Source organism: Hyphomicrobium sp., assembly GCF_003987855.1.
GTDB lineage: Bacteria > Pseudomonadota > Alphaproteobacteria > Rhizobiales > Hyphomicrobiaceae > Hyphomicrobium_B.
Map to the genome: position 1 here is coordinate 132,790 of NZ_RXIZ01000007.1, position 25,904 is coordinate 158,693.

General features: G+C 60.5%; 28 protein-coding genes and 1 other RNA gene. 9 read left to right on the plus strand and 20 right to left on the minus strand.

Annotated features, from left to right (window positions below; translation table 11 throughout):
• Nucleotides 1–132 precede the first annotated feature (132 nt).
• The 9 genes from tolR to EKK30_RS05960 all read right to left on the minus strand — a co-directional run bounded on the left by tolR (nucleotide 133) and on the right by EKK30_RS05960 (nucleotide 8,040).
• Nucleotides 133–585, minus strand: coding sequence for a protein TolR (tolR, locus tag EKK30_RS05920; protein ID WP_290981684.1), 453 nt, complete (start codon nucleotides 583–585; stop codon nucleotides 133–135).
• Nucleotides 586–589: 4 nt separating this feature from the next.
• Nucleotides 590–1,306 (minus strand): protein TolQ, encoded by a 717-nt coding sequence (tolQ, locus tag EKK30_RS05925; RefSeq protein WP_290981687.1) that lies wholly within the window; start codon nucleotides 1,304–1,306, stop codon nucleotides 590–592.
• Between the two features lie 354 nt (nucleotides 1,307–1,660).
• Nucleotides 1,661–2,152: a YbgC/FadM family acyl-CoA thioesterase gene (locus EKK30_RS05930; RefSeq protein WP_290981689.1), complete on the minus strand. Its 492-nt coding sequence runs from the start codon at nucleotides 2,150–2,152 to the stop codon at nucleotides 1,661–1,663.
• Entirely contained in the window at nucleotides 2,149–3,093 is a 945-nt protein-coding gene (locus EKK30_RS05935; RefSeq protein ID WP_290981692.1) for a metallophosphoesterase, read from the minus strand. The genes EKK30_RS05930 and EKK30_RS05935 overlap by 4 nt, the downstream gene beginning before the upstream one ends.
• Nucleotides 3,094–3,193: 100 nt before the next feature.
• On the minus strand, nucleotides 3,194–4,240 hold the full coding sequence (gene ruvB, locus EKK30_RS05940) for a Holliday junction branch migration DNA helicase RuvB (RefSeq protein WP_290981695.1): 1,047 nt from the start codon (nucleotides 4,238–4,240) through the stop codon (nucleotides 3,194–3,196).
• Between the two features lie 82 nt (nucleotides 4,241–4,322).
• Nucleotides 4,323–4,751: a hypothetical protein gene (locus EKK30_RS05945; RefSeq protein ID WP_290981698.1), complete on the minus strand. Its 429-nt coding sequence runs from the start codon at nucleotides 4,749–4,751 to the stop codon at nucleotides 4,323–4,325.
• Between the two features lie 36 nt (nucleotides 4,752–4,787).
• Entirely contained in the window at nucleotides 4,788–5,417 is a 630-nt protein-coding gene (gene ruvA / locus EKK30_RS05950; RefSeq protein ID WP_290981701.1) for a Holliday junction branch migration protein RuvA, read from the minus strand.
• Nucleotides 5,414–5,941 (minus strand): crossover junction endodeoxyribonuclease RuvC, encoded by a 528-nt coding sequence (ruvC, locus tag EKK30_RS05955; RefSeq protein WP_290981704.1) that lies wholly within the window; start codon nucleotides 5,939–5,941, stop codon nucleotides 5,414–5,416. The genes ruvA and ruvC overlap by 4 nt, the downstream gene beginning before the upstream one ends.
• Entirely contained in the window at nucleotides 5,938–8,040 is a 2,103-nt protein-coding gene (locus EKK30_RS05960; protein ID WP_290981707.1) for a hypothetical protein, read from the minus strand. Before EKK30_RS05960 ends, ruvC begins: the two co-directional genes overlap by 4 nt.
• A gap of 165 nt (nucleotides 8,041–8,205) precedes the next feature.
• On the opposite strand from EKK30_RS05960, the gene EKK30_RS05965 reads away from it, so the two are divergent.
• Complete coding sequence (locus tag EKK30_RS05965; RefSeq protein ID WP_290981710.1) at nucleotides 8,206–8,523, plus strand: hypothetical protein; 318 nt, start codon at nucleotides 8,206–8,208, stop codon at nucleotides 8,521–8,523.
• Here the strand turns inward: EKK30_RS05965 and EKK30_RS05970 are convergent.
• The 7 genes from EKK30_RS05970 to EKK30_RS06000 all read right to left on the minus strand — a co-directional run bounded on the left by EKK30_RS05970 (nucleotide 8,520) and on the right by EKK30_RS06000 (nucleotide 12,159).
• Complete coding sequence (locus EKK30_RS05970; protein ID WP_290981713.1) at nucleotides 8,520–9,269, minus strand: YebC/PmpR family DNA-binding transcriptional regulator; 750 nt, start codon at nucleotides 9,267–9,269, stop codon at nucleotides 8,520–8,522. The genes EKK30_RS05965 and EKK30_RS05970 overlap by 4 nt on opposite strands.
• 91 nt (nucleotides 9,270–9,360) lie before the next feature.
• Nucleotides 9,361–9,840, minus strand: coding sequence for a M23 family metallopeptidase (locus EKK30_RS05975; RefSeq protein WP_290981716.1), 480 nt, complete (start codon nucleotides 9,838–9,840; stop codon nucleotides 9,361–9,363).
• 69 nt (nucleotides 9,841–9,909) lie between these two features.
• Nucleotides 9,910–10,743, minus strand: coding sequence for a TIGR00282 family metallophosphoesterase (locus EKK30_RS05980; RefSeq protein WP_290981719.1), 834 nt, complete (start codon nucleotides 10,741–10,743; stop codon nucleotides 9,910–9,912).
• 12 nt (nucleotides 10,744–10,755) lie between these two features.
• On the minus strand, nucleotides 10,756–11,331 hold the full coding sequence (locus EKK30_RS05985) for a 5-formyltetrahydrofolate cyclo-ligase (RefSeq protein WP_290981723.1): 576 nt from the start codon (nucleotides 11,329–11,331) through the stop codon (nucleotides 10,756–10,758).
• A gap of 30 nt (nucleotides 11,332–11,361) precedes the next feature.
• Nucleotides 11,362–11,522, minus strand: a non-coding RNA gene (gene ssrS / locus EKK30_RS05990) — 6S RNA.
• Nucleotides 11,523–11,581: 59 nt separating this feature from the next.
• A complete protein-coding gene (locus EKK30_RS05995) occupies nucleotides 11,582–11,893 on the minus strand; it encodes a cell division protein ZapA (protein ID WP_290981726.1) in 312 nt (103 codons plus the stop codon).
• A 44-nt stretch (nucleotides 11,894–11,937) separates the two neighbouring features.
• Nucleotides 11,938–12,159, minus strand: coding sequence for a hypothetical protein (locus EKK30_RS06000; RefSeq protein WP_290981729.1), 222 nt, complete (start codon nucleotides 12,157–12,159; stop codon nucleotides 11,938–11,940).
• Nucleotides 12,160–12,441: 282 nt separating this feature from the next.
• On the opposite strand from EKK30_RS06000, the gene gap reads away from it, so the two are divergent.
• A complete protein-coding gene (gap, locus tag EKK30_RS06005; protein ID WP_290981731.1) occupies nucleotides 12,442–13,452 on the plus strand; it encodes a type I glyceraldehyde-3-phosphate dehydrogenase in 1,011 nt (336 codons plus the stop codon).
• Between the two features lie 77 nt (nucleotides 13,453–13,529).
• Nucleotides 13,530–14,564, plus strand: coding sequence for a class I fructose-bisphosphate aldolase (locus tag EKK30_RS06010; RefSeq protein WP_290981734.1), 1,035 nt, complete (start codon nucleotides 13,530–13,532; stop codon nucleotides 14,562–14,564).
• Nucleotides 14,565–14,640: 76 nt separating this feature from the next.
• Here the strand turns inward: EKK30_RS06010 and EKK30_RS06015 are convergent, their stop codons facing one another.
• Nucleotides 14,641–17,019 carry a L,D-transpeptidase family protein gene (locus EKK30_RS06015; RefSeq protein ID WP_290981737.1) on the minus strand — a complete coding sequence of 793 codons (2,379 nt, stop codon included), beginning with the start codon at nucleotides 17,017–17,019 and terminating at the stop codon, nucleotides 14,641–14,643.
• Nucleotides 17,020–17,328: 309 nt separating this feature from the next.
• Between EKK30_RS06015 and EKK30_RS06020 the strand changes: the two genes are divergently transcribed.
• The 5 genes from EKK30_RS06020 to EKK30_RS06040 all read left to right on the plus strand — a co-directional run bounded on the left by EKK30_RS06020 (nucleotide 17,329) and on the right by EKK30_RS06040 (nucleotide 22,128).
• Nucleotides 17,329–17,970, plus strand: coding sequence for a thiamine phosphate synthase (locus EKK30_RS06020; protein ID WP_290981739.1), 642 nt, complete (start codon nucleotides 17,329–17,331; stop codon nucleotides 17,968–17,970).
• On the plus strand, nucleotides 17,967–19,061 hold the full coding sequence (locus EKK30_RS06025; protein ID WP_290981742.1) for a tetratricopeptide repeat protein: 1,095 nt from the start codon (nucleotides 17,967–17,969) through the stop codon (nucleotides 19,059–19,061). The genes EKK30_RS06020 and EKK30_RS06025 overlap by 4 nt, the downstream gene beginning before the upstream one ends.
• 76 nt (nucleotides 19,062–19,137) lie before the next feature.
• Nucleotides 19,138–19,932, plus strand: coding sequence for an inositol monophosphatase family protein (locus EKK30_RS06030; protein ID WP_290981745.1), 795 nt, complete (start codon nucleotides 19,138–19,140; stop codon nucleotides 19,930–19,932).
• 117 nt (nucleotides 19,933–20,049) lie between these two features.
• Complete coding sequence (locus EKK30_RS06035) at nucleotides 20,050–21,096, plus strand: flagellar motor protein MotA (protein ID WP_290981748.1); 1,047 nt, start codon at nucleotides 20,050–20,052, stop codon at nucleotides 21,094–21,096.
• A gap of 3 nt (nucleotides 21,097–21,099) precedes the next feature.
• Nucleotides 21,100–22,128: a peptidoglycan -binding protein gene (locus EKK30_RS06040; RefSeq protein WP_290981751.1), complete on the plus strand. Its 1,029-nt coding sequence runs from the start codon at nucleotides 21,100–21,102 to the stop codon at nucleotides 22,126–22,128.
• Between the two features lie 199 nt (nucleotides 22,129–22,327).
• Here the strand turns inward: EKK30_RS06040 and EKK30_RS06045 are convergent, their stop codons facing one another.
• A complete protein-coding gene (locus EKK30_RS06045; protein WP_290982506.1) occupies nucleotides 22,328–24,076 on the minus strand; it encodes an ABC transporter transmembrane domain-containing protein in 1,749 nt (582 codons plus the stop codon).
• A 352-nt stretch (nucleotides 24,077–24,428) separates the two neighbouring features.
• On the opposite strand from EKK30_RS06045, the gene rpmE reads away from it, so the two are divergent.
• A complete protein-coding gene (rpmE, locus tag EKK30_RS06050; RefSeq protein ID WP_290981754.1) occupies nucleotides 24,429–24,653 on the plus strand; it encodes a 50S ribosomal protein L31 in 225 nt (74 codons plus the stop codon).
• Nucleotides 24,654–24,751: 98 nt separating this feature from the next.
• Here rpmE and EKK30_RS06055 read toward each other — a convergent pair whose 3' ends face one another.
• Nucleotides 24,752–25,300, minus strand: a complete 549-nt coding sequence (locus EKK30_RS06055) for a DUF1465 family protein (protein WP_290981756.1) — start codon at nucleotides 25,298–25,300, stop codon at nucleotides 24,752–24,754.
• Nucleotides 25,301–25,669: 369 nt separating this feature from the next.
• Nucleotides 25,670–25,861 (minus strand): DUF1192 domain-containing protein, encoded by a 192-nt coding sequence (locus EKK30_RS06060; protein ID WP_290981760.1) that lies wholly within the window; start codon nucleotides 25,859–25,861, stop codon nucleotides 25,670–25,672.
• Nucleotides 25,862–25,904 lie beyond the last annotated feature (43 nt).

The window sequence follows — 25,904 nt, forward strand, 5'->3', positions numbered from 1 at the left end:
CCGTCCGCCGAAACTTGCACCAGCTCGGAGAAAGCGCACCCGCACAAGCCAAGCCTCGCGACGAACCGGTCTTCGAAGAGCGCTGAAGCGCGTCCATGTTCGTCATTTGCGTGGTCCCTTAGCGTTCGAGCGCTAGGTGCCTCCCTTCTCTCCATTCAGAACGAAGGACAGCTTCTTGAATCCACCCTGGTTGATGCGGCTCATGACCTCCATCACCGTTCCGTAGTTCACACCCTTGTCGCCGCGCACGAAGATCGTCTCGTCGTAGCCGTTTCCGGCGATGGCTTTGAGTTTCGTCGCCAGTTCATCCAGTTGAACCTGCGTGTCTCCGATGTATACGTCGCCGTTGGCCTTGACCGTCACTGCAAGCGGATCCTTTTTCGGCGTCGGTATTTCCTGCCCTTTTGATTCCGGCAGGTTGACGTCGATGCCCGTCTGCAGAAGAGGCGCCGCCACCATGAAGATGATGAGGAGCACGAGCATCACGTCGACCATCGGGGTGACGTTGATCTCGCTCATCGGCATATGCTTGCCGCGTCGCCGGCCTCGACCGCCGCCACCGCCAGCCTTGACGCTCATACCCATCGGCTCAAGCCCTCACGTCGATCTGCCGCGAGACGATAGCGGCGAACTCATCGGAAAACTGATAGAGGCGCTGCGATATCGCAGCCGAATCCGCCGAGAACTTGTTGTAGAAAATAACGGCAGGAATAGCGGCAACGAGGCCCAAAGCGGTGGCAAACAGCGCTTCCGCGATGCCGGGCGCCACGACCGCGAGCGAAGTGTTCTTCGAAACCGCGATCGACTGGAAGCTCGTCATGATGCCCCAGACCGTGCCGAACAGGCCGACGAACGGCGCCGTCGAACCGACGGTCGCAAGAAACAGCAAGCGCCTGTCGAGCCGCTCCATCTCGCGGCTGATCGTGACATCCATCACCTTCTCGACACGCAGCTGAATGCCGCCCAGCGCTCTGATGTTGCCTTCGACCGACCGTTTCCATTCCCGCATCGCGGCGACGAACAATGCCGCCATGGTGATCGTCCTGCCCCGGGACAGGTTCGCGTAAAGCTCGTCGAGAGATTGGCCCGACCAGAACAGCTGCTCGAAGCGATCGCTTTCGACGCGCGCGCGCCGGAATGCCAGAAGCTTCTCGAAAATGATCGCCCAGGACCAGATCGATGCGAGGCCAAGTCCCGTCATCACGATCTTGACGACGATGTGAGCCTGCATAAAGAGCTCAACGAACGAGAAACCGCCAGCTGCGACCGGGGCAACGGCGCTCTGGGCGACATCCGCGGGATTCATTTCACCATCCATGTCGAAAAACTGCGATACCCGAGCACTGCTGCCCGGGCCGTGAAATTCCGGCTGCATTGGGACGCGCGGGATGCGAGCCCGATGAAGAAAGCGTCTGACGGCGTTATGTCGTCCACCCCGGCAACAAGCGCCCCCGCCATCTGCACGTTGGGTTTAGAGCTTTTGCCGCCCAATATGACCAAACGAGGGCTTACTACATCCCTCGGCAACGACGCATCTTTGTGTTTATCCACGAAAAACGCGGGCGTTGGCCTCTCCGGGAGCCATGACGGCAGGCCCCGCCCCTGTCAATCGGCGATCGGACGCAATCTTCAGCGCGAGGACAGATAAAGCCGCATCCCCTTAGCGGGTCAGATCTTTCGCACTTTCAGCGTGCGCCTGAAAGGCTTCGCGCACGGCGGTGCTGAGGCGAAGAGGCTTACCGGAAATCGATATCAGAACGACAATGACGTCGGCGGTGACGAGCCGAACGCCGTCGCGACTGATTGTCTGCTCGAGCGTAACGCTTGCGCCGCCAAGTTCCTTGACGCGCGTCTCCACCTCTAGAAGATCGTCCATCCGGCCTGGCCGGGCAAAATCGAAAGTCATACGGCGGACCACGAACGCCGCCGGTTCGCTGCTGTCGGTTCCGTCGATCAGACGACGGGCATCTGTCCCGAGGAGCCGCAAGAAGTCCGTCCGGCCGCGCTCAGCGTACCGCACGAACGACGCATGATAGACGACCCCACCGGCGTCCGTGTCCTCGAAATAGACGCGCACGGGAAGGATGTGCCGCTGCCCATCGGCATCCCGAACGATGCGGCCTGCGAGATCCGGCCATTGCTGCGCGCTCAAGCCTCGCCTCCTCGCTCACTGCCGAGATTGACAACGACGATCTCGGGCGGAGACCCGAACCTGACCGGAAGCGACGAACAGCCTAGGCCGCCAGACACGATAAGATGCCGCCCGCCTTCGACCTTGTGACCGTAGGCATAACGCGATCCGTAGATAGAAGGAACGATGGGGGCATAGCCCATGATGCGCACTTGGCCGCCATGCGTATGTCCAGCGAGTGTCAGCGACACGCGGCTTGACACTTCAGGGAAGATATCCGGTTCGTGAACCATCAGCACCACCGGCGCATCATCGGTGATCTGGCGCATCGTTCCCGGCAGATCGTCGACACCTTCGTATTCCGCAAGGCGAGTCGGCGCCGTCTCGTCATGACCGCCGCCATCACGTCGAAAAGCCCACTGATCACCGAGCCCTGCGATCCAGAACGGATGACCATCCTTCTGAAGTCGAACTGCGGTATTCTGATAGACAGGAATTCCGACGGCTTTCAGCGCCAGGGCAGCTGGAGGCGGACCGGCTCGCCGCATCTGAACTTCGGCCGACTGCCACCAGTCGTGATTGCCAAGAATCGCATGCACGCCATAGGGCGCCTTGAGCTTCGCCAGAACAGCGGCCCAAGCCTCGTTGCTGATCGGGCCAGAGTAAGAGCCAAGACGCAGCCCGACGACGAAGTCGCCGAGCATCAGAATGGCATCGGCGTTCAAGGAATTCGTCTGCTCGACGATCCTTTCGAGCCGTTCGATCGACATCCACGGCTCGCACACGTGCAGATCGGCAAGAACAGCGACGCGCAACTTGAGGCCCGGCGTCCAATTGGGCGGTGTTAGCTCGTAGCTGGTGACGTGCTCGTTGAATGCTTCCGCGACCGCATATCCGCTCAGCGCCGTAGAACCGACGCCGACGATGCCGGTCATCTTGAGAAGTGCTCGACGGGTGATCAAAGCAAATTCCTCGTAAACGGACCGCGTTGTAGCGCACACATACGCCGCGAAAAGCTGATCAAACCATGAATATTTTAAGGTTTTGGGTAAAGGAGCGGCGTTAGGTCTCGTCTTCGTCCTGCTCGAAGATCGGAAGCTCCGGAGTACTCCCCCGAGCCGGACCGCTGGCCCCCAGATGTCGATACGCCTTAAGAGTGAGAACCCGGCCGCGCGGCGTCCGGCTCACGAAGCCCTGCTGCAGCAGATAAGGCTCAACGATCTCTTCGAGCGCATCGCGCGGCTCGGACAAAGCCGCCGCCAGCGTCTCGATCCCCACAGGACCGCCTTCGTAGTGTTTTAAGATACAACCGAGATAGCGGTGATCCAGAGCATCGAGGCCTTCGCCGTCGACCTCCAGCATCGTCAACGCCCGATCCGCAACTTCAGCATTGATGACCACGGCGCCTTCGACGGCAGCGAAGTCGCGAACGCGGCGAAGCAGGCGTCCGGCAATGCGCGGCGTCCCGCGCGAGCGCCGGGCGATCTCGCGCGCGCCATCGGTCGAGATCGCCGCGCCGAGCACACGCGCGCCGCGTCCGACGACCAGTTCAAGCTCCGCAATCGAGTAGAAATTGAGCCTGACGGGAATCCCGAACCGGTCGCGCAGCGGATTGGTCAGCAATCCCGCCCGCGTTGTGGCGCCGACAAGCGTAAACTTCGGCAGATCGATGCGAACTGATCGTGCCGCCGGTCCCTCGCCTATCATCAGGTCGAGCTGAAAGTCCTCCATCGCCGGATAGAGTATTTCTTCGACGGCCGGGTTGAGGCGATGAATTTCGTCGATGAAGAGCACATCGCGCTCTTCGAGATTGGTCAGCAGCGCGGCGAGATCGCCCGCTTTGGAAATCACCGGGCCCGACGTCGCCCGGAAGCCAACCCCGAGTTCTTTTGAGAGGATCTGCGCCAGCGTTGTTTTCCCGAGACCTGGAGGACCGGCAAACAGTACGTGGTCCAGAGCATCTCCGCGCCCGCGAGCCGCGGTGATGAAAACCCGAAGGTTGGCGCGTGCCTGTTCCTGCCCAACGAAATCGTCGAGCGACTGCGGGCGAATCGACGCCTCGAAGGCATCCGCCTCCTTTCGCACACTGCTGACGAGCCTCTCGGTCATGGTTTGTTCGTGAGGCTATTCGGGGGCCCCGTCAAGTCGGCGCCGGTCGCGCGACCGCCAACGCAGTGGAAGTTCACGTTCCTCAGGCTTCCCGCAATATCCCACCGGCGATGAGAAGCGCCCGCATGCCGATCGCGATAAGGCCGGCTATGAAGGCAAGGAACGGCAAAGCTCCTCCGGCTGGGAACGGGAAGATGATCGCGCCTGCCATGAAAGCCAACACACCCGCGACAGCCGCATGCAGCCACCCATAGGTGCCCTGCTGGAGGACGAAGGGCGTCAGTCCCAGCGCCGCCACTGTTGCCGGAAGCGCGCTCCACACGAACGCATCGACGGCGACTTCTCCGATCGATTCACCGGGATGCGGCGGGATGAACTTGTCGGCATACGGGCTCAAGAATTGGAGAAGAACGAAAATGAGACCCGCAAAGAAAGGCGCCGCCAGCGAGGTGATCAACACCATCCAAAGCGTCCGCATGCCATTGTTGAGCTTGTCGTTAGATGACGGCACGGCTGCTTTCCTATGCGATAACGGCCCAGTGGACGATCAGCGCGCCAATTCTTTCAGGCTGCGCTTGATGAGCCCCGGAGTATCGGCGCTCTCGCCAAGCTCCTGCGCGGCAACCGCAACCGCTGCATTGGCCTGAGCCGGGTTATAGCCGAGATTTGTCAGCGCCGAGAGAGCTTCCGCGAACGCCAGGCTGGATGGCGGAAGGTTCGTGGCCGGAGTGGCCGCACCGGGGCTGGCTGCCGGAATGTTATGACCGCTCAAGGAAAGCCCCGGCGCTTTATCCTTAAGTTCGGCGACAATGCGTTGAGCCAGCTTTTTGCCGACACCTGGCGCCTCCTCGACCGCCGCCCAGTTGCCGAACGCGACAGCATTGGCGAGGTCCTGCGGCGCCATTACGCCGAGCACGCTGAGCGCGACCTTGGCACCGACGCCTTGGATCGTTTGCAGTGTGCGAAACCAGCTGCGCTCGAATTCACTCTGGAAACCGAACAGCCGGATAGCATCCTCACGCACGTGGGTATCGATCGTCAGGGCGACATCATCTCCCGGCTTCAGATTGCGAAGCGTTCGCGACGAGGCCTGAACCTCATACCCGACGCCATGAACATCGATGACGAGATGGCTTTCGCCCACTGCGTCGACCTTGCCTTTGAGCTTGCCGATCATGTTTCCGCAACCTTGGCGGCAAATGCCGCCGCCCGCTGGCGGCTGACGCGATGATGCGCATGCGTGATCGCGATTGCCAGCGCGTCTGCCTCATCGGCAGATTCGAACACGGCCTTGGGCAACAAAAAGGAAATCATGGCCTGGATCTGCTGCTTTTCGGCGTGGCCCGTCCCGGTGACCGATTTCTTGATCAGGTTGGGCGTATATTCGGCGACACGCAGGCCAAGCCGCGCAGGTGCCAAGAGTGCCGCCCCGCGCGCTTGCCCGAGCTTCAGGGTCGAGCGCGGATTTTCGTTGACGAACGTCTCTTCGACGGCGGCTTCCGACGGGCTGAAGCTTTGAATGACGCCCGTCACCGCATCAAAGAGGGCCGAAAGGCGATAGGCGAGATCGTCGTCTTTGGGCGGAGAAATCACTCCGGACGCAACGTAAACGAGCCGCACGCCATCGCTCTCGATGACGCCCCAGCCAGTGCGGCGCAGCCCCGGATCGATGCCGATAATGCGAATCGTTCGTCCATTCATACCCTTCGCATAGCACGAACCGCATAGGGCGCCGAAGGCGTCATCGGCGGTGGCGGCAACGGCGGCGGCTTGGTGGCGTCGGCAACCTTGCCCGTCAGGATCGCATCGAGCGCTTCAGCGACATCGGGCTCGGTCCAGTATCCCGTATGCCCGCCCATACCCATCACATGATTGTCAACGCGCAGGCCCGGCGGGGCAGAGACCCGCCCACCGATGTAATCGTCGACGCGGTAGAGATTGATCCAGCACTTGAGGCGCGATGCAATCCCCATCGGAACGGGATTCGAAGCCGCGTATTCGCTGAAATATTTCTGGTAGATGCTCCCCAGCGGCGAACCGAACGTCAACAGCGCCGGCGCTGCATCGCCAAGCCGCGTGTATTGGGGACCGTTGTCCCTAAGGTAATCGTACACGATGACCGATCCCTGGCTGTGCGCCAGAAAGATTATGCCGTCATATCCCTGGTTTTGCACGAAGTGCTCGAGCACCAGATTGAGCCGGCCCTGGATCCGCTCGCGCCGAAGACGGCGATGGCGCATCCGGAACACCGAAGGCACGAAGTAGGCGGCGGTCTCTTGCCGCGGCTGATAGTGATGATCGATGAGGTCGCGCGCGAAGTTAGCGACGTTGGCAACGCGTCGACCGAAGAAGAAGGGAAGAACCAAAGCGACGCCGGCAGCGACGGGCAGAATGTAGCCTCTAAGGTTCACGAACACGCGGTTGTTGTCGAGGTAAGGCTGGATGAAAACCAGCGCAAACACGATGAGGAAAGCCATGATCATCAGGCCGACCAACACCGGGTTGAAAAGCAGCCGGGGCATGTTTCGCGCCGTCTGTTCCAGGTCGTTGAGCCCTCGACGCGCCTTCATTTGCCGGATCTCGATCAGCATCATTCCTGCGATGATCAGCATCAGAACAGTGACCGCCGTGGAGGCGTAGATGAACTTGAAGCGACCGATCCAGTCGAGTTCGATATCCGGGACCTGAACGAGTTTGGCGACGGGACTATCGGGTGCTATTTGCTTCGCGGCGATCGCATTTTGAATGATGGGCCGCGCTTCCTTCATCGTCGTGATCGTCTCGGCGCGATTGAGCATCGGATAGATCGCGCTGACGACCACCGTCGTCCAGAGCATGAATTGCATGATGAGAATGGCGATGCTCGTGGAGATCGTCGACAGCCGGGAACGGTCGCCCGTGAACCGAGCCCGCACCCACGACAGAGCAAGGAGCACGGTGGCAAATACGATCAACCCGCCCCAGAAGCGCCAACCCCAAATGATGATCTTATACAGCCCATCGATGTAACAAGCGGGATTTGCGGCACCCGCCGCGCATTCGAGTGTTTGTTGGCTCGCCGCCTTCTGCGGTCCGACCTTGAGCTCCGGGACATGCTTCAAAAGATCAAGAAGCGAGTTGTTGAACGTCAGCGCGAAAACAACCAACGCTGACACGGCGAGCCAAAACACCGTGTCGTACCAAGAATAGTCCTGCTGCCGGCTGATGCGGTAGAAGACGTAAAGTGCGCCGACAAATATCACGCCGGTGACGATTAGGATCTGCTGGCGCGCATCCATCACGGTCGCCATCACACTCGGCGGCTCGAACAGGAATAGCGCACAAATCGCCGACGTTACGATCGTCAATGCCGCGCTCGGACCGCGGATCAGCCACCCGGCGATCCAAAGGATCTTACGCAGGGCCCAGGAGATTGCATCGCGCGTCCGGTTCAGCATCGCATCCACGAGATGATGCGATTCAAAAATCACTCGGAAAAGTTGGAGGAGGGTGTTGACGCGCCCGGGTTGACCCTCGGTGAGGTCCGCCCAGTGCAGTTCAACAGCCTCAATCTCGATTCCGCTGTTGTGCGCCGCTCCCCGCCGGATCACCGGAAAGACCGGAGGCGGGTTGGCGACTTCCGGCTCCGAAACGCGGTTGTATTCGTTGGCGGGCGAAACGCTGTAGCCTGGCCGCGTCGCGGCGAGCGTATCGAGAACGGCGTTGACGCAATATCCGGGCTCGGTCTCGCCGACCCCATGGACGACGACCAGTCCGACGCGAACTCGACCTCTACCCCCCGATGGTCCGTCCGCCGCCATGCCTACTCCCGTACGCAGTGTACGCCCCAATCATAGTGCGTTTTGCCTGCAAAGCACGCTTCCCTCGCTTCGCAGCCGCAGCCCGTCTCGTAAAAACGCAAGATTTGGGCTTTAGTGTTGCGGGATGGATATCATATTGGCAATCCACCGCCAGCAACCGAGGACATGATGGATCCGACCTTTGCCCACCCGAAGTGGATTGTGGCCGGCGTGGCGCTAATCCTTGGCGGTTTATGGCTGTTTCGCTGGGCGAGACGCAACGACAACAGCGCAGCCATCGCCGCCGCCACGACCGGGGCCGCCATTAACAAACTTCGGAAAAATTCCGTGAAGTCGGCGGGCATGCCTAGCCCTGCGGCTCGCATCAGCACGGCTGCGCGCTTCCGCAACTCTATGGCTCAGCTTCTCGGTATCGTCGGCATTCTTATGCTGATCGCCGGGCTGCTGGCCGCAGTCTTCGGCGTGTTCTATCCCGCGACCTAGGCCGCGGTCAGCTTCTTCATTACCTCGTCAGAGATTTCGAAGTTCGCGAAAACGTTCTGGACGTCGTCGTCATCCTCAAGCGCGGCAAGCAGCTTCATGATGCTTTGCGCATTATCTTCGTCCACCGATGTCGAAAGGTTGGGCTTCCAGATCGCCTTAACGGTCTGCGGTTCGCCAAGCTTCTTCTCCAGCGCCGCTGCGACGGTTCCCAGTGACTCAAACGCAGTCGTGATCAGGTGGCCATTGTCATCAGACTGAACATCATCCGCCCCGGCATCGATCGCTGCTTCCAAAACGGATTCTGCCGATCCTGCATCAGGTTTATAGGTAATTTCGCCGATATGATTGAACATGTGTCCAACCGAGCCGGTCGCGCCGAGGTTGCCGTTGTACTTTGTGAAAACGCTTCTGACGACGCCTCCGGTGCGATTGCGATTATCGGTCAGGGCCTCGACGATGACCGCGACCCCACCCGGCGCATAACCCTCGTAACGGACGGCCTCGTAGGTCGCGAGATCGCCGCCCTGCGCTTTCTTGATAGCGCGTTCGATATTGTCTTTGGGCATGTTTTCCGCGCGCGCTTCCTGAATCGCGAGGCGCAAACGGGGGTTCATATCCGGATCGGGCGTGCCGGATTTCGCTGCAACCGTGATTTCCCGCGCGAGCTTTGCGAAGAGCTTGGAACGCATGGCGTCCTGCTTGCCCTTGCGGTGCATGATGTTCTTGAATTGCGAATGCCCGGCCATGCTCGTGCTCGTCTGATGAGGAAATGCGGCTGAAGCACCGTCTTTTGCGCAACGGCTGCGCGCCGGTCAAGAGAGAGGCTTCCAGCCATCTTCAGCGGCCGGAGAAGTAAGGCGTGGGGTCGACTGGCCGTCCGTCGCGATGTAGCTCGAAGTGAAGGTGCGGACCGCTCGAAATGCCGGTGGAGCCGACGGTCCCGACTTTCTGGCCCGCGGCGACACAATCTCCGGCGGAAACAGCCACAAGGTCGAGATGTGCGTAAATCGTTTCCCAGCCCGCCCCGTGTTCAACCACCACGTAGTTACCGTACTCGGCGTTAAACCGCGCCTCTCGGACGACACCCCCAGCGCTCGACACTACGGCTTCGCCCTTGACGCCGCTCAGGTCGATCCCGCTATGCATGCGCGTGATCATCAGCAGAGGGTGCATCGCCATTCCGAAGCTTTTCGAAATCTGGCCGGCGACAGGTTTCTGGAACACGGCAACAGAAGAGGGCCCCAGAACGGGGCAGCCGGCGCCAAAGCTTGGAGATGGCACCGCAAGCAACATCAACGCGAAAATCCGAGCCATCATCGCTGCACCCCAGAGGATGTTACGATTAGATGCCGAGATGAAGGCCAATCATTGGCGTCGCTTGCCCAATCAGGCCGGGGCTACGCGCCAGAATGCCGGCATGGCGTGCTCGAGATGCGGACCAAGCCTCAGGGGCGCCGCATTGACCGCCAGCCCCGTAGCATCGTCGATGTCCACCGCGAAACCTGAGATCGTCCCCGGCCCAACGGCCGGTTCGTAACGGCCACGCGGAATGCGTGTCAAAAAGCGGTTGATCGGTTCATCCGGATCCATGCCCAGAACCGAGTTGTAGTCACCGCACATCCCGGCGTCTGACAAGTACGCCGTACCGCTCGGAAGAACGCGACCATCCGCTGTCGGCGTATGGGTATGCGTGCCCACGACCATGCTCACGCGGCCATCGAGAAACAAACCGAGCGCCTGCTTTTCACTCGTTGCTTCGGCATGAAAGTCCACGAGAATGGCATCCGCTCCGCTCTTGAGCGCGCACGCTGTAAGCTCTGAATCGATTGCACGAAATGGGCAGTCGATCTCGGTCATGAAGACCCGGCCCATCGCATTGATGACCAGCACATCGGCCCCGCCCCGGCTCCTCAAAAGCGTCGCGCCCCTGCCAGGAGTGCCTTTCGGAAAGTTCAGCGGCCGGATGAGGCGATCGTGCCGCTCGATGTAGACAAGAGTATCCTTCTGATCGAACGCATGGTTGCCGAGGGTCACGCAATCCGCGCCGGCATCGATCAAATCGTTGAGGATGGCTTCCGTGATCCCAAAGCCGCCGGCAGCGTTTTCACCATTGATGACGACGAAGTCGAGTGCGTGCGACTTGATGAGCCCGGGCAACGCATCGCAAACCACCGTTCGGCCTGCTTTGCCGACGATATCCCCGAGAAACAGAAGCCGCATGAAGATCCTGGACTAGATTTCTTTAAACTCTTGGGCGCCGGACGGCGTGAGGACCCAATCGAGTTTCTCGTCATAGCTTTCGACCGGCACGGCGTCGACCTTTTGTTCGTCGTAGGCAAGGCCGACGGCAATGATCGGCTTTATCTTTCTTAACCGCCGGAGCGTGCGGTCGTAAAACCCGCCGCCATACCCAAGGCGATACCCTCGCCCATCGAACGCGAGGAGCGGCACGAGCACGACATCCGGATCGAGTTCCGGCTTGTCGTCGGTCGGTTCCGCGATACCCCAGGCAGCGGGTGCCATGACGTCGCCGGGCGACCACGCCCGCATCAGCAATGGTGCGCCCTTGCCTTGCATGACGGGCAGTGCCAGCCGGCAACCCTCCGCATGAAGCCAGGTCATGAGAGGGCCCGGATTGATCTCATCCCGGATGGCGGCAAAGCCGGATACGATGATCTCCGGCTTCACGCGCAGAAAATCGAGCCCTTGCGCCGCAATCTTCAGGCTCGCCTCGGCGCCATGGCGCTCGAAAGCCTCTTTTCGGCGCCGCAGAGCCTCAGCGCGCAGTTCCTGTTTGGCGTCCGCCATGCTGAAGTTTTATCGCTTCCCATCGAAAGGAGAAATGCCGCGAAGGCCGTTGGGATCATGAACCCGCGTGGTCCCTACGAGCGTAGGTGGGCACCATGTGTCCGGAGCCACGGCTCCGGTCAGGGACAGCGCCCGTGCGGATCTTATAGGCCCCCGGGTCATATTGTCCCTGACGAGCCCCGCAGCGCCTTGAGACTTATGTGAGCCGGACGGAAAAATCCAGTGCCGCGGCTTAAGATCCAAAAACCTATTACGCCTTGGCCCGCCGAAGGGTGGGTTCGGCGTCGTCCGCTTCCAAGCTGCGGATAGCCACGGTCCTAAGCTCCGCAGTGCTGCCTTCGAGCAGATCATCGACGTCGGCCCGGGCGTCGAACAGCTCGTCCGTGATCATCAGCGCAGCCATCAGGATCAGGCGTTCGTCTCCCACTGAACCATGCTCCCGCAGGAGATCGTCCAGCTTGGACTTGAAGTAGGCGACGATCTCCTTCAGGCGGCGAGCATCGTGCTCATCGCACTGGAAGCGATAGGTGCGTTGATTGAAAGTAAACGGGACCTCGGCCATCCTGCCCGGCAGATTTGCCGGTCTCCCCTTGAACGATGCTCAAGTCACTCGCTTTCCTGGAGACTATGTAGCGAATCGAGAGCCCAATCAATGCGATTGAGGGCGTCTGCCGTCCGCTGCTCAAGCTCCGCGATACGTTGTTGCGCCGTCGCCAGTTCGGCCCGGAGACGTGCGTTCTCCGACCTCAAATCGACGTCACTCGACGGCTTGCGGGGCGACTTTAAGTCGTCCGCGCGCTTGATCTTGGCGGTGTTGCGTTCAGTCATGGCCTCTCATCGCCCTATCGGGCGACACGATTGACGCATCGATCACCTTCGCTTGGGACGACAGGTTACGTGGGTAGGGTAAACGTCGTCAATAAACGAGACCGTGTTTGCCCCCCGCAGAATGAAAAGAATTCCGCGAGCGTAACCTGAAGCGCCGGGCTTGCCTGATTGACAGGCTGCCACCAACTGACGTTAAAGACCCGCAAAACCTAGAGACTATCGGCGACGAGGCGAGCCCTCTGCGCATTTGCCATACGTCTCGTTTCCGGAGGATCACCAAGAATGACTGTGAAGGTCGCGATCAACGGTTTCGGCCGCATCGGCCGCAACGTGTTGCGCGCTATCGTTGAAAGCGGGCGTAACGACATCGAAGTCGTAGCCATCAACGATCTGGGCCCCGTCGAAACGAACGCTCACCTGCTGCGTTACGATAGCGTCCATGGCCGCTATCCCAAGGAAGTGAAGGTGTCGGGCGACACGATCGATGCCGGAAAGGGACCGATCAAGGTCACAGCGATCAAAAATCCGGCGGAGTTGCCTCACAAGGAGTTCGGGGTCGACATCGCCCTCGAGTGCACGGGCATCTTCACCTCGAAGGAAAAGGCCAGGGCGCATCTCGACGCCGGTGCCAAGCGCGTCCTCGTTTCAGCACCCGCTGACAACGCCGATCTCACCGTGGTCTACGGCGTCAACGACGACAAGCTCTCGAAGGAGCACCTTGTCGTCTCGAACGCCTCCTGCACCACGAACTGCCTCGCGCCCGTCGTGAGCGTCCTCCACAATGCCATTGGCGTCGCGCACGGTTTCATGACGACGATCCACTCCTATACGGGCGACCAGCCGACGCTCGATACCCTCCACAAGGACCTGTATCGCGCCCGCGCGGCAGCGCTGAACATCATTCCGACGACAACTGGCGCCGCCAAAGCCGTTGGCCTCGTTATCCCCGATCTCAACGGCAAGCTCGACGGCGCCTCCATGCGGGTGCCGACCCCGAACGTCTCGCTGATCGACTTCAAATTTGTCGCCAAGCGCAACACGACTGCCGAGGAAGTCAACAACGCCATTCTGGAAGCTGCAAAGTCCAACCGCCTGGCGGGCATCCTGACGACCACGAAGGAAAAGCTCGTGTCGATGGACCTCAACCACGATCCGTCGTCCTCGACGGTCGCGCTTGATCAAACCAAGGTCATTGACGGCAACTTCGTCCGCGTCGTTTCCTGGTATGACAATGAATGGGGCTTCTCGAACCGAATGGCCGATACGGCCGTCGCGATGGCGAAGCTGATCTAAACGAATTTAATGACGGGCGTCCTCATCGGCGCCCGTTTCCATGACAATTGAAGATCAACGGCTTTACGGAGGCATTGATGAGCGAAAAACTCGAAGATATTGCCCGCGCCCTTGTTGCGCCTGGAAAAGGCATTCTGGCCGCCGACGAAAGCACGAGCACCATCAAGAAGCGCTTCGACAAGATCAATCTTGCCTCGACTGAGGACAGCCGCCGCGATTACCGCGAAATGCTGTTCCGCGCCACAGAGGGCATGAAGAACTACGTATCGGGCGTCATTCTGTACGACGAGACCATTCGGCAGAAGGCCAAGGACGGCACCACGCTCGTCGACATCATGAAGGCCGCTGGTTCGATCCCCGGCATCAAGGTCGACATGGGCGCCAAGCCGCTCGCAGGCCCCACGTCCAGAGTGGAAACGATCACCGAGGGTCTCGATGGGCTGCGCGAGCGCTTCGCCGAATACTATAAGCTCGGCGCTCGCTTCGCGAAGTGGCGCGCGGTCATCACCATCGACGACGGCTTGCCGACCTGGAACTGCGTCAAGGCCAACGCCCACGCCCTCGCCCGATATGCGGCTCTTGCCCAGGAAGCCAACATCGTGCCGATCGTCGAGCCCGAAGTTCTCATGGACGGCGACCACTCAGGCCATGACATCGACGAGTGCTATCGCGTGACGGAGTGGACGCTGCGCACCGTCTTCCGCGAACTCTACGACGCGCGGGTGAAGCTCGAGGGCATGGTCCTCAAACCCAACATGATCATCGCCGGACAGAAGTGCTCAAAGCAGGCGAGTGCCGCGGAAGTCGCCGAAAAGACGGTGAAGTGCCTGAAGGCGACCGTGCCCGCGGCCGTACCCGGTATCGCGTTCCTCTCCGGCGGACAATCGGACGAAGCGGCGACGGAGCACCTGTCGCTGATGAACGCGTCCGGCCCGTTGCCCTGGCCACTGACGTTCTCCTATGGCCGCGCTCTTCAAGCTGCCGCCATCCAGGCCTGGGGCGGTAAGCCCGAGAACGTCGCCGCTGGCCAGAGGGCTTTCACCCACCGCGCAAAAATGAACAGTCTCGCGGCACTCGGCAAATGGGATCAGAAGCTCGAAAAGGCTGCTTGATCTTCTGCCATTGCACCAAAACAAAAAGGGCGGATCGAAAGATCCGCCCTTTTTTGTCGAGTTCTTTTGCGAACCCTTAGTTCAGGAAAATGTTCGAGAGCGCGTCCTGCAGCGTATCCTTCTTCTGCTGCTTCTTCGCCGTTGTCCTGTTGGTGCGAGGCGGCGGCGCGCTGTCGTTGAGATCGTCGCGGCCGGCGTCGTACGAGGTCCCTGAGCCGCCGGGCTCTGCCGCTTCCGTCGGATCGACGGCTTCTTGTGCGACGAACCGCACCGGCTTGCCCCGCAATGCGGACATCACCCGAGAGTCGATGCCGTAGATGTCAGAGTAGTTGTCGATCTGACCATTATCCGCGGCACGAGCGGTGAAATAGACGAGATAGACAGGCACTTCCTTTGAAAGCGTCACGCTTGCGCCGCTGTCCCAAAGCTCGCCGACCTTCTCGACCGAATAACCCTTATCCTGCGCAAGGATAACCTCGGCCGTTCGGCGCGGCTCCTCTACGCGCATGCAGCCATGGCTCAATGCCCGGCTACTCTGACTGAAGAGATTACGCTCCGGCGTGTCGTGCATGTAGACGTCATGCCGGTTCGGGAATCGAAACTTCACGAGCCCGAGCGGATTGTCGCCGCCCGGCGGCTGGATGAAGCTGTACTGCCGGATATCCGCAGTCCGCCAGTTGACAGAATTCGGATCGACCCGCTGCCCATTGTAGTAGACCTGCAGCTTGTAGGCGGCGATGACGTCGGCTCCGCTGCTGCCGCCGCCGCCAAAGAGCTGATCGAAGAACCCGAAACCAGAATTACCCGACGCCTGGCGCAAACGCGGCGCCAGTTCCTTGGCCTTGATGCCGTCGGGCATGCCCCAGCTCGGATGGAAAATCACGAACTGCATCTTCGCGGCCAGAAGCGGCGTGGGCCACGCAGGCTGTCCGACGATGATCTTCTGCTTGAGTTCGATGCGGTCGTCCTTCCAGATCTCGCTCGTGTACTCAGGAATGTTGTTCATGACGTAGAACTTCCCGAGATCGGTCGGCAGCCAGCGCCAGCGCTCCATGTTGGCGATGAGACGATCGACATTCTCCGATGGACTCGAACGAACCTTCTTCGGCTTACCCGCATCGTTCATGGCTTGACGGACGCGATTGGTGACGACGCCATTCGCCTTCAGCCCGTTGTCCTGCTGGAAATTGCGGACTGCGTCGGCAACGCGGTCATCGAACGTCCGATCATCTGCAGGATTATCCGCCGGCACCTTCAGGCGTTGCCGCAATAAAGAGACCTGATCGTCCTTGGTACCCTTCTTCAGCGTCTTGCCGCTCGGCAGCTTTACGAGAAGCGCCGGATCGACGGGCGTCTCGTCCTGAACCACTTCGCCGCCGCGCGCTTTGAGAAGCGCCTGACGAAGCCGCTCGAAGCCGACATGCTTTGGATTGAGCCCGCGCAGATACGCACCGGGTTCAGATGCACTCGCCAGCTCCCGCATGGCGACTTTGCCTTCCTTAACCGGAGGCTTCATGTCGAGGATGTTGCTGAGCGACACGGGATCGAGGCGTCCGCCACGCGCAAACCGCGCGTACTTCAAAGCCGACAGAGTCAACTGCGCTTCGGCAGCGCCTTCACCCGCAGCACCGCTGTCGATGCGAGGAATGACGAAATCGGACGAATCGAGGCCCCAGTCGTCCGCCGTCTTCAACGTGTTGATGATTTCCTTCGCTTTGTGCGTGAACTCGCCATCCTTCACCCACAGCGCCTCAGTTCGCGAACCATAGAAATCCCGCGCCGCGTTAACGTCATCGCTGGTGTTGCGTCCAGCGAAGGCCTTGTCGGCAAGTTTCGCCCGCGCTGCCTCGACGATTGGACTGACGGGTGGCGGTGGCGGCGGGCCCGCGGGAGCGGTGACGACCGGCGTCGGCGTCTCCGCAGGCTTTGACTGTGCGGCCGCATCAGCAGGAGGCGACGCCGGGGGTGTCGGAGCGGCAGACGGGGCAGCGGGAGCCTTTGCGTCGGGTTCCGACGCACCGGCCGATGGTTGGGCAGGAGCAGGCGACGCAGCGGGCTGCTCATTAGTTGCTGGCGGCGTCACGATGGCGGTGTTCGTGGTCGGCGTAGCCGGAACGGCCTCTGGCTTCGCTTCCGCTGGCGCAGTTGAAGGCGCGGTAGTCCCTGACGGCGCCGGCGACGCAGTCGCTGGCGGCTCGCTTGATGTGGGAGCTACTGCTGCCGTTGCCGCCGGCGCAGGGTCCTTCGGTGGGACGGACGCATCAGGATGCACATCCTTCGGCGGATCGGAGGACGCCGGGATAGCCCCTGTCGTTGTGGGTTTCGATGGCGTAGCAGCAGCCGCTGCACCGCTATCCTGCGAACTCGGTTCGGCCTTCGCAACTGGAACGCTTCCAGCCCAGCAGACCCCCAACAAACCAACGCCGAGAAGGCGAAGCGCGTACTGTTTGATCATTCCCCGTTTGGCTCCGATAGGCGAGAGGCGCGGCGATGCCAGCGTTGCCGACACTACGTGAGCCCTCAAGTTGGCGGAAAAACGCCTAAACTCAGAGATGGGCAAACCATGACCCGTTCCCGCAGTCTGGTAAACCGCGGCGCCACCCAAATCCGGCGAAAAAAAGCACCCTGTGGCCCTTAAATCCCGATTCGTCTTGAGTATAGACCCGTTTGCTGCAACCCAGGGGATGAAAGGGGACCGTTGACGGCTCTTCTTGTTTCCGCCGCAATCCGCCACGATTGAGCGAACCAAATCGGAGCTTTCCGCGTGCCCACGACCAGTCTCTATCTGGACCTAGTGATCGACGACCGCGCGGGGGCAATGAGCGCGCTCGCAGCTGCAATCGGCGCCGCGGAGATCGCCAGCGTCCTCATTCGTACATCTGATGGTGGCTCGCTAGAGCCCAACTCCGCGCGCGATCTCATAGCGTTCGCGCAGGCAAAAGACATCGCTGTGCTTCTAACGCCTGAGACTGGAAACGCAGCGAAGCTCGGTGCGGACGGTGTTCACTTGCCCTGGGCCGAAAACATTGTTGTCGAATTCAAAGCCGCTCGACAGACCGCGAAGTCCGGAGCCATCGTCGCCGCTGATGCAGGACGCAGCCGCCACGACGCCATGGAACTCGGAGAAGCGGGCGCGGACTACATCGCGTTTGGCATCCCGCCTCACGTCGACGACAGAGAAAAAGCAGCCGAGCGACAAATCGGACTGATCAAATGGTGGGCCGAACTGTTTGAACTCCCTTGCGTGGCGTTCGACGTTCCCGATGAGCGCGCGGCACACGAATTGGCCGTCGCCGGAGCTGATTTCATCGCGGTCAGCATTCGCGCGTCCGATAGCGAAAAGGATATCGCCGACCGGCTGCGCAGCTTTTCCGAATCGATACGCGTGCCAGAGCCGGCAAAATGATGGGCGATAACCGCAACATCCCAACGTTAACGCTGGCAACGGCGCTGATCCTTGCCTCCGCCCTTCCCGTCGCCGCCGACAGCAGCTCGTGGTTTTCGCGCGAAACCCCGGAAACACCAGTCCCCAAGCTCGCACCCTCGCCGAAAAAAAACGCGTCCCCGACAGCGACGACAACGGGAACGGGATCCTCGACCATTCAAAAGAGCATTCCGTCCAACATTCCCGCGACGGGCGACGACGCCGCCTACACCGCGTTTGATCAAGGCCAATACCTGACTGCTTTGAAGCTCGCCGAGGAAGCGGCCGCGCGTGGTGAACCTCAAGCCAATACCTTGATCGCACGCATCTATACCGAAGGCCTCGGCGTGCAGAAGGACGACAGGAAAGCTTTCGAATACTACAAACGCGCCGCCGATATGGGCGATGTGCCGGGCACTCTCGCTCTCGCCGTTTCCTATGCCGAAGGACGAGGCGTCAAAAAGGATCGCAAGATCGCCGGCGAACTTTTCGAGAAGGCCGCTCTGACCGGTAACGCCGAGGCCAATTACAATCTCGGCATGTTGTTCCTGAAGGGCGACGGCAAACCGCTCAGCCCGATACGGGCCTACCAGCACATTCGCTACGCCGCCGAAAAAGGCATCCCCCAGGCGCAGTACGACCTCGCCGAACTTTATCAGACCGGAACGGGGGTCGATGCCAACGCCCTCGAAGCCGCGAAATGGCTTTCACGCGCCGCCGATCAAGGCTTGGCGGTTGCGCAGTACGATTACGCGGTGCGGCTGCTTCAGGGCTACGGCCTGACCAAGGACGAGCCCCGCATTCCGGTGCTTCTGAAGGCCGCTGCCGAAAAAGGCATACCGGGCGCACAAAATCGGTTGGGCTACGTTTACCTCGACGGCATCAAGGTGAAAAAGGACCCCGTCGAAGCTGCCAAGTGGCGCCTTATCGCCAAGAAGAACGGTTTCGCAGACGACAACTTCGACGGCATCGTTGGGAAAATGTCAAAAGCGGACCGCGCCAAAGCGCAGTCTGAAGCCTCGGCCTGGATCGACCAGATCGCCGCTGATCCGGGATTGTCGGCGGCCCCCTAGGCTTTCGGTCACCCTTGTCACGCGCCGGAAGAGCCTTTAGAGCCCGCCTCTCGCCCAATCGCAGCCGGATCTCGAGATGAACAATGTTTCCCCGACCCTGAACGTCATGATTTCGGCCGCGCGCAAAGCTGGTCGCAGCCTCAATCGTGATTTCGGCGAGGTGGAGCAGTTGCAGGTCTCAATCAAGGGACCAGCCAACTTCGTTTCCGCCGCCGATCACAAGGCCGAGGACATTATCTTCAAGGAGTTGTCGAAGGCACGCGTCGGCTATGGCTTCTTGATGGAGGAGCGCGGCGAAATCGTCGGCGCCGACAAGACCCACCGCTGGATCGTTGATCCACTCGACGGCACCACGAACTTCCTGCACTCGAACCCGATGTTCTGCGTTTCGATCGGCCTCGAACGCGAAGGCCAGCTCGTCGCCGGTGTCATCTATAATCCAGCAAGCGACGAACTCTTCACCGCGGAGAAGGGCAAGGGCGCATATCTCAACGATCGGCGCCTTCGGGTTGCCGCGCGCAAGTCGCCGGCGGACGCCCTGGTCACGACGGGTATCCCTCACCGCGGCCGCGAAGGACACCCGCGCTTCCTTCGCGAGATGGAAATGCTGATGGGCGAAGTCGCCGGCATTCGCCGCACCGGCTCAGCAGCCCTCGACCTGGCTTTTGTGGCGGCCGGTCGCTTTGATGCCTATTGGGAGCACAATCTCCAGCCTTGGGATGTCGCCGCCGGCATCGTCATCGTCCGAGAGGCTGGCGGTTTCGTCAGCGACCTCTCGGGTGGCGACAAGATGCTTGCGACGGGCGATGTGTTGGCTGCAAACCTCACTCTCCATAAAGCTTTCGGCTCTGTTCTGTTCTCCAAGCGCTGATCCGTCGCTCATCGCCCTCTGAATTCCGGGACTTCGGCATGATGTTGCCGGTTTTCCATGACACAGCGTTGCTGTAAGGTCGCGCAGTGGGACAGCGGGGACGCTCCGGAGACGACGATGGCCAAGAACCGCACGGGCGATGCCTCAGCACTCGCGCCGGTATCACGGCGTTTGACGCCGCCCGGCGTCTTTCTGCTGCGCATGACGATATTTCTGACGCTGGTTGGTTTCCTTGCCGCGATCCTCTTTGATCAGCTGCAGCATTCGTTCCTGAACAATCCGGGCCTGAACGGCTTGATCGTCGGCACCTTGGCGCTCGGCATCATTTACGCTTACCGGCAAGTCTTCCGGCTTTATCCCGAAATTCGCTGGGTCAACGCCTTCCGCATTTCCGATCCGGGACTGTCGATCAGCGCAAAGCCCGTCCTTCTTGCCCCGATGGCAACGATGCTGCGGGACCGGACAGGTACGATTTCGCTGTCAACGGCGGCGATGCGCTCCTTCATGGATTCGATCGGCTCCCGCCTTGACGAAGCGCGCGATACCGGCCGCTATCTCGTAGGCCTTCTCGTGTTCCTGGGCCTGCTCGGGACGTTCTGGGGCCTCCTTGAGACGATCCAGTCAGTTGGACACGCCATCGACTCGCTGGACAGCAAGGCCACGGACAACGTCCAACTCTTCAGCGATCTGAAGGCCAGCCTTGCTGCTCCGCTGCGTGGCATGGGTACGGCGTTCTCGTCATCCCTGCTCGGCCTCTCCGGCTCGCTCATACTCGGATTTCTCGAACTGCAGGCAAGCCACGCCCACAACCGCTTCTATAACGAACTTGAAGAATGGCTCTCGGGCATCACGGAGCTGACACCGGCTGGTGGCGGTTCTTCCAGCGACTACGTCAACCGGCAGCTGCTCTCTGCTGTCGTCGACATGCAGCGCTCGCTGGAAGACTTCACGAACAGACTTACCGAGCAGCCGGCGGCGGCTCCCAAAGCGCTGCCCCAAGGCCAGGAGGACGTCCGCGATCTGGCCCGTGGCGTCAATCAACTCGTCACCCAGATGCGCACCGAGCAAAAGGTCGTCCGCGAATGGGTCGATGAACAGGCACAGCAGCAGGCGGAAGTCGCGAGCATGCTCCGCAGCCTCGCTGATGCAATGAAGCGAGGTTAGCCGATGGCGCGCGGACGGTCACGCCGCGGCGGCGAGTACGGCGAATTCTGGCCGGCCTACGTTGACGTCCTTTCGACGCTGCTTCTCGTCGTGACGCTGCTGATGTCGATCTTCATGATCGCGCAATACTTCTCGGCACAAGAGGCGACCGGCAAGGATTCAGCACTCCAGCGCCTTACCCAGCAGATCAGCGAACTGACATCGCTGCTGTCGCTTGAGAAGGGCAAATCCCAATCCGCTCAGGACGAGCTTGCAGCACTGCAGGCGTCGCTAGCTTCTGTGAAGGCCGAGAATGAAAAGCTTGCAGGCGCGGGGCTTGGCGCGGACGAACGCGCGAAGACAGCTGCAGGTCAGATCGCTGGCCTGACCACTGATCTGGATAAGCAGAAGAACATTTCGGCTGAAGCCCTCTCGAAAGTCGATCTCCTTAATCAGCAGCTGGTCGCCCTTCGCCGTCAAATTGCAGCTTTGAATGACGCTCTGGAAGCTTCCGAAAAGAAGGGCGCCGAAAGCGACAAGACGATCAAGGATCTCGGTGCCCGCCTCAACACCGCACTTGCCCAGCAGGTTCAGGAACTGAAGCGCTATCGCTCAGACTTCTTCGGCCGACTGCGAGAGCTTCTGAAGAACCGCAAGGACATCCGCGTCGTCGGCGACCGCTTCGTCTTCGAGTCTGAAGTCCTATTCGCATCCGGCTCAGCGACCCTGACGCCCGAAGGCATGGCTGCGATGGACCAAATCGCCGAAGCCATCGTTGAGCTGCAAAAGGAGATCCCGCCGGATATCGATTGGGCGCTCCAGATCAACGGCCACACCGACGCGCGTCCGATATCGAAGGCCGATTTTCCCTCGAATTGGGAATTGTCGACCGCACGCGCTTCATCTGTCGTGAAGTATCTGATCTCGCGCGGCGTCCCTGCCGGGCGGCTCGTCGCCGCTGGCTATGCCGAATTCCAGCCGGTGGATAACGGCAATAGCGAAGAAGCCTATCAGAAGAACCGCCGCATCGAGCTCAAGCTGACGAGCAGATAGCGCGCGCTGACGCACCGGTCGAACCGATCAGTTGAATCCCAGGGCAGACGCGAGCCAATAAACGATCTCGCCGTTGTTGAAGGCGATATCGTAAGCAAAAACGCTGAAGCCGATGACGATCGCTGTGAGCATCTTCATGCCCCGGATAATCAGCAAACAGATGTTAGCAATCGCTTAATTTGAGGGCAGGCCAATTGGACTACTCGGCCGCTTCACGGCCAAATTGAAGCTCGGCCAGATGGGCGTAGATCCCACCCCGCCGCACGAGTTCGACGTGTGTGCCTGATTCCGCGATCCGGCCGTTCTCCATGACGAGGATCCGGTCCGCTTTTTGAACAGTGGCCAGCCTATGGGCGATGACGATCGTCGTCCGGTCCTTCATCAGTCCCTCGAGCGCGCGCTGCACGGCTCCCTCGCTTTCCGCGTCGAGCGCGCTTGTCGCCTCGTCAAGGAGAAGCAACGGCGCGTTCTTCAGGATCGCGCGCGCAATCGCAATGCGCTGCCGCTGACCGCCCGACAGCGACATGCCGCGCTCGCCCAGCCGCGTGTTGTAGCCGTCCGGCAGGCGCCGAATGAAATCGTCGGCTTGCGCCGCCGTTGCCGCCCGTCGCACTTCGGAAAGCGTGGCAGCGGGCGTTCCGTACCGGATGTTCTCAGCTACCGTGTCGGCAAACAAGGCGACGTCCTGCGGAACGAGCGCGATACGACTGCGAAGAGCCGAAAGGTCGGCGTCTTTCACGTTCACGCCGTCAACTCGAACGATACCGGCATCAGGGTCGTAGAACCGCAGCAAAAGGTTGAAAATGGTGCTCTTGCCTGCGCCGGACGCGCCGACGAGAGCCAGCGTCTCTCCCGGCTCGGCAATGAATGAGACGCCATCGAGCGCTTTCTCGGACTTTCTTGCAGCGTAGGAAAACGACACGTTCTCGAAGGCGACGCTGCCGATCGCTGGCTCGGGCAGCGGTGTTGGATGTTCAGGCGAACGGATCTCCGGAATGGTCGCCATCATCTCCGACAGACGCTCGGCCGCGCCAACGGCTTGGCTCACCTCGCCCCAAACTTCGGAGAGTTCTGCGAGCGCTCCGGCCGCAAAGAGAGCGTAGAGGACGAACTGTCCGAGGTGGCCGCCAGACATGTCGCCGGCGATCACCGCCGACGCGCCGTACCATAGAACTCCGGTCACACTCGCCACTGTCAGAAAGATCGCGATGCCCGTCAGCGCCGCGCGTGCCCGCATCCGCCGGCGCGCAGCCGCGAACGTCCGCTCGACCGATCGCGCGTAGCGATCCGTGACGGTCTTCTCGTTGACGTAGGCCTGCATCGTCCGATAGGCCGCGAGGTTCTCGGCGGCGTAGGCGGAAGAGTCGCCCAACGTATCCTGCGCTTCGCGCGACAAGCGCCGCACCAAGCGCCCGAAGCCCACGAGCGGAAGCACGATGATCGGGATGGCGAGGAATACGAGTCCCGAAAGCTGCGGACTCGTGATGAACATCATCACCAGCGCGCCGATCAGCATAATGAAGTTGCGTGCCGCTTGACTAAGCGATGAGCCGGCGGCCGACTTGATCTGAGTGGTGTCTGCCGTCAGACGGCTCATGATCTCGCCGGAATGATTGATGTCGAAATAGGCGGGCCCAAGCTTGGCGAGTTGCGCAAACACTTTGGTGCGCAGATCGGCGACCACCCGCTCACCGATCCAATTGACGAAATAGAACCGCGCCGGGCTGGCGATCGCGATAATCAACCCGATGCCGATGAGCGTCAGGAAGTAATTATTGATCAGCGCCGAGTCATTGCCCGCAAAACCCTTGTCGATCATGCGGCGAACGGCGAGCGGCACTGACAGCATCGCAAGCGCCGAGACGACCAGGGAAATGATGGCGCCCCAGAGTGCGCCCTTGTGCGCGAGAATGAGCGGCTTCAATGTCAGCAGGGGCTTCAGCGACATGCGCGCGCGTCGCTTGGGGTTTTCATCCGCGGGTTGAGCACCCACGGGGGCTGGATCGGCAACGTCGCTGCTCATCAGGTTTTTCTAGTCCAAGTCGCGGGGAAACAAGATGTTTCAACCCTAAAGCCGCGGGGACCATGCCCCACCGGCGGCACCGGCTCAAGAGGCAATGGGCCGCTGCGAACGGGCGGTAAAATTACGATTTGCTTAGGTTTGCGGTGCCCTGCGCCTTGTGCGTGGCGGCTAACTCGGCTAAACAACGCGCCAATTCAGTCCCCTTTTACAAAAGACCGGGGCCGGGGCTCGTGAGGGCTTCGCCGAAAAAGACCTATTTTCAGACGGACTTAAGGCCATGAAGAAAGACGCTGACCTCCACCCCGATTATCATCAGATCAAGGTGGTGATGACGGACGGAACCGAGTTCACGACCTACTCGACCTACGGCAAAGAGGGCGACAAGCTCACCCTCGACATCGATCCCAACACGCATCCGGCATGGACCGGCGGCGACGCTAAGCTGATGGACCGCGGCGGCCGCCTGTCGCGCTTCAAGAAGAAGTTCGAAGGCATGTTCTGATCGCCTGCGGCGATCCCCTCGAATTCAAAGCTTATATCCAAACAAAAAGGCCCGCTTTCGAGCGGGCCTTTTCCATTTTCAGTTATCGCCCGCGGAGATCAACTGACCTTCGCCGCGAACGCCCGCTGCAGCAGACCAACCTGGTGCGCGACAGGATTCACCGCGGCTTCCGGAATATCCGCTGCCGACGGCGTCGTCAGGATGCGATCGAGCTGCGCGATACGATCATGCAAAGAGAAGCTCTCGGCGATGAGGTTCTGCAGTCCCTGCGGAAGCTCCGCATAACCCTTCACGTGCGAAGGACGGCCGAACGCCTGTAGCTTCACGCGACGACGCTTCTTCTGCGCCTCTTCCTCGGTGATCTCACCCTCGCGCAACGCGCGGCGGATCAAAAGCCATGATGCGAGATCCAGCAGACGTGTCGTCAGCCGCATGCTCTCGGTTGCATAAAGAACGCCCGCCCCACCTGCGAGATTCTTCGCTTCCTTGCGCCCCGGACCGTCGAGATAGCTCGCGGTACGCTCGACGAGCGCCATGCCTTCCTTAAAGATGTGGTCGAAGTGTTCGGAGGACTGGAACCGCTCTCCGAACGACACCGTTGTGGCGCCGCCGACAGGCGCGCCATCAGCGCGAAATACGTTACTCATGACCCTCAACGATACAAACGCTTACCCGTGCGCAACTGCTACCACGAACCGACACTAGAGCACCATAGTTAACAACTCCGCCCAAAACGGGGCGTTTCCGAACGTCCTGTGGACAATGCAAAAAAAGAGCCGCTCCGTTAGAGCGGCTCGAAAGTCAACAGGGAGGCGTCAAATGAAACGGCAGAGGGGCCGCTTCCATCCAGATGGCCTGGATCGACGTTGAAATTGCCGCAATATGCTTAAGCTTCAGTTAAGTCGAATCATCGCGAGATCAGCGGTCGATTAGGATTCTGCCGAACGCTTGCATTTGCGCCCGTCCCGAAATCGAACAGCATACAGCGTAATTCAAATTGATCCTTCGTAATCGCTTTACGACTTGAAAAGCGCGTGCGCGGCGGCCTCGTGACGCTTCTTGCGATCAGCCTCGGCGCGAACGCGAACGATCTCCATCTCAAGATCCTTGATGCGCCGTTCCAGCTCCGCAACCGAGAGGGCTTCAAGGTTTTCCCCAATCGCCACGCTAGTCGGCTTTTTTTGCGGCAGAAGATCATCGAGATCCATCGCGCGTTCTCCTCGCTTATCGTTAGTCCATTCTAAGGATCAC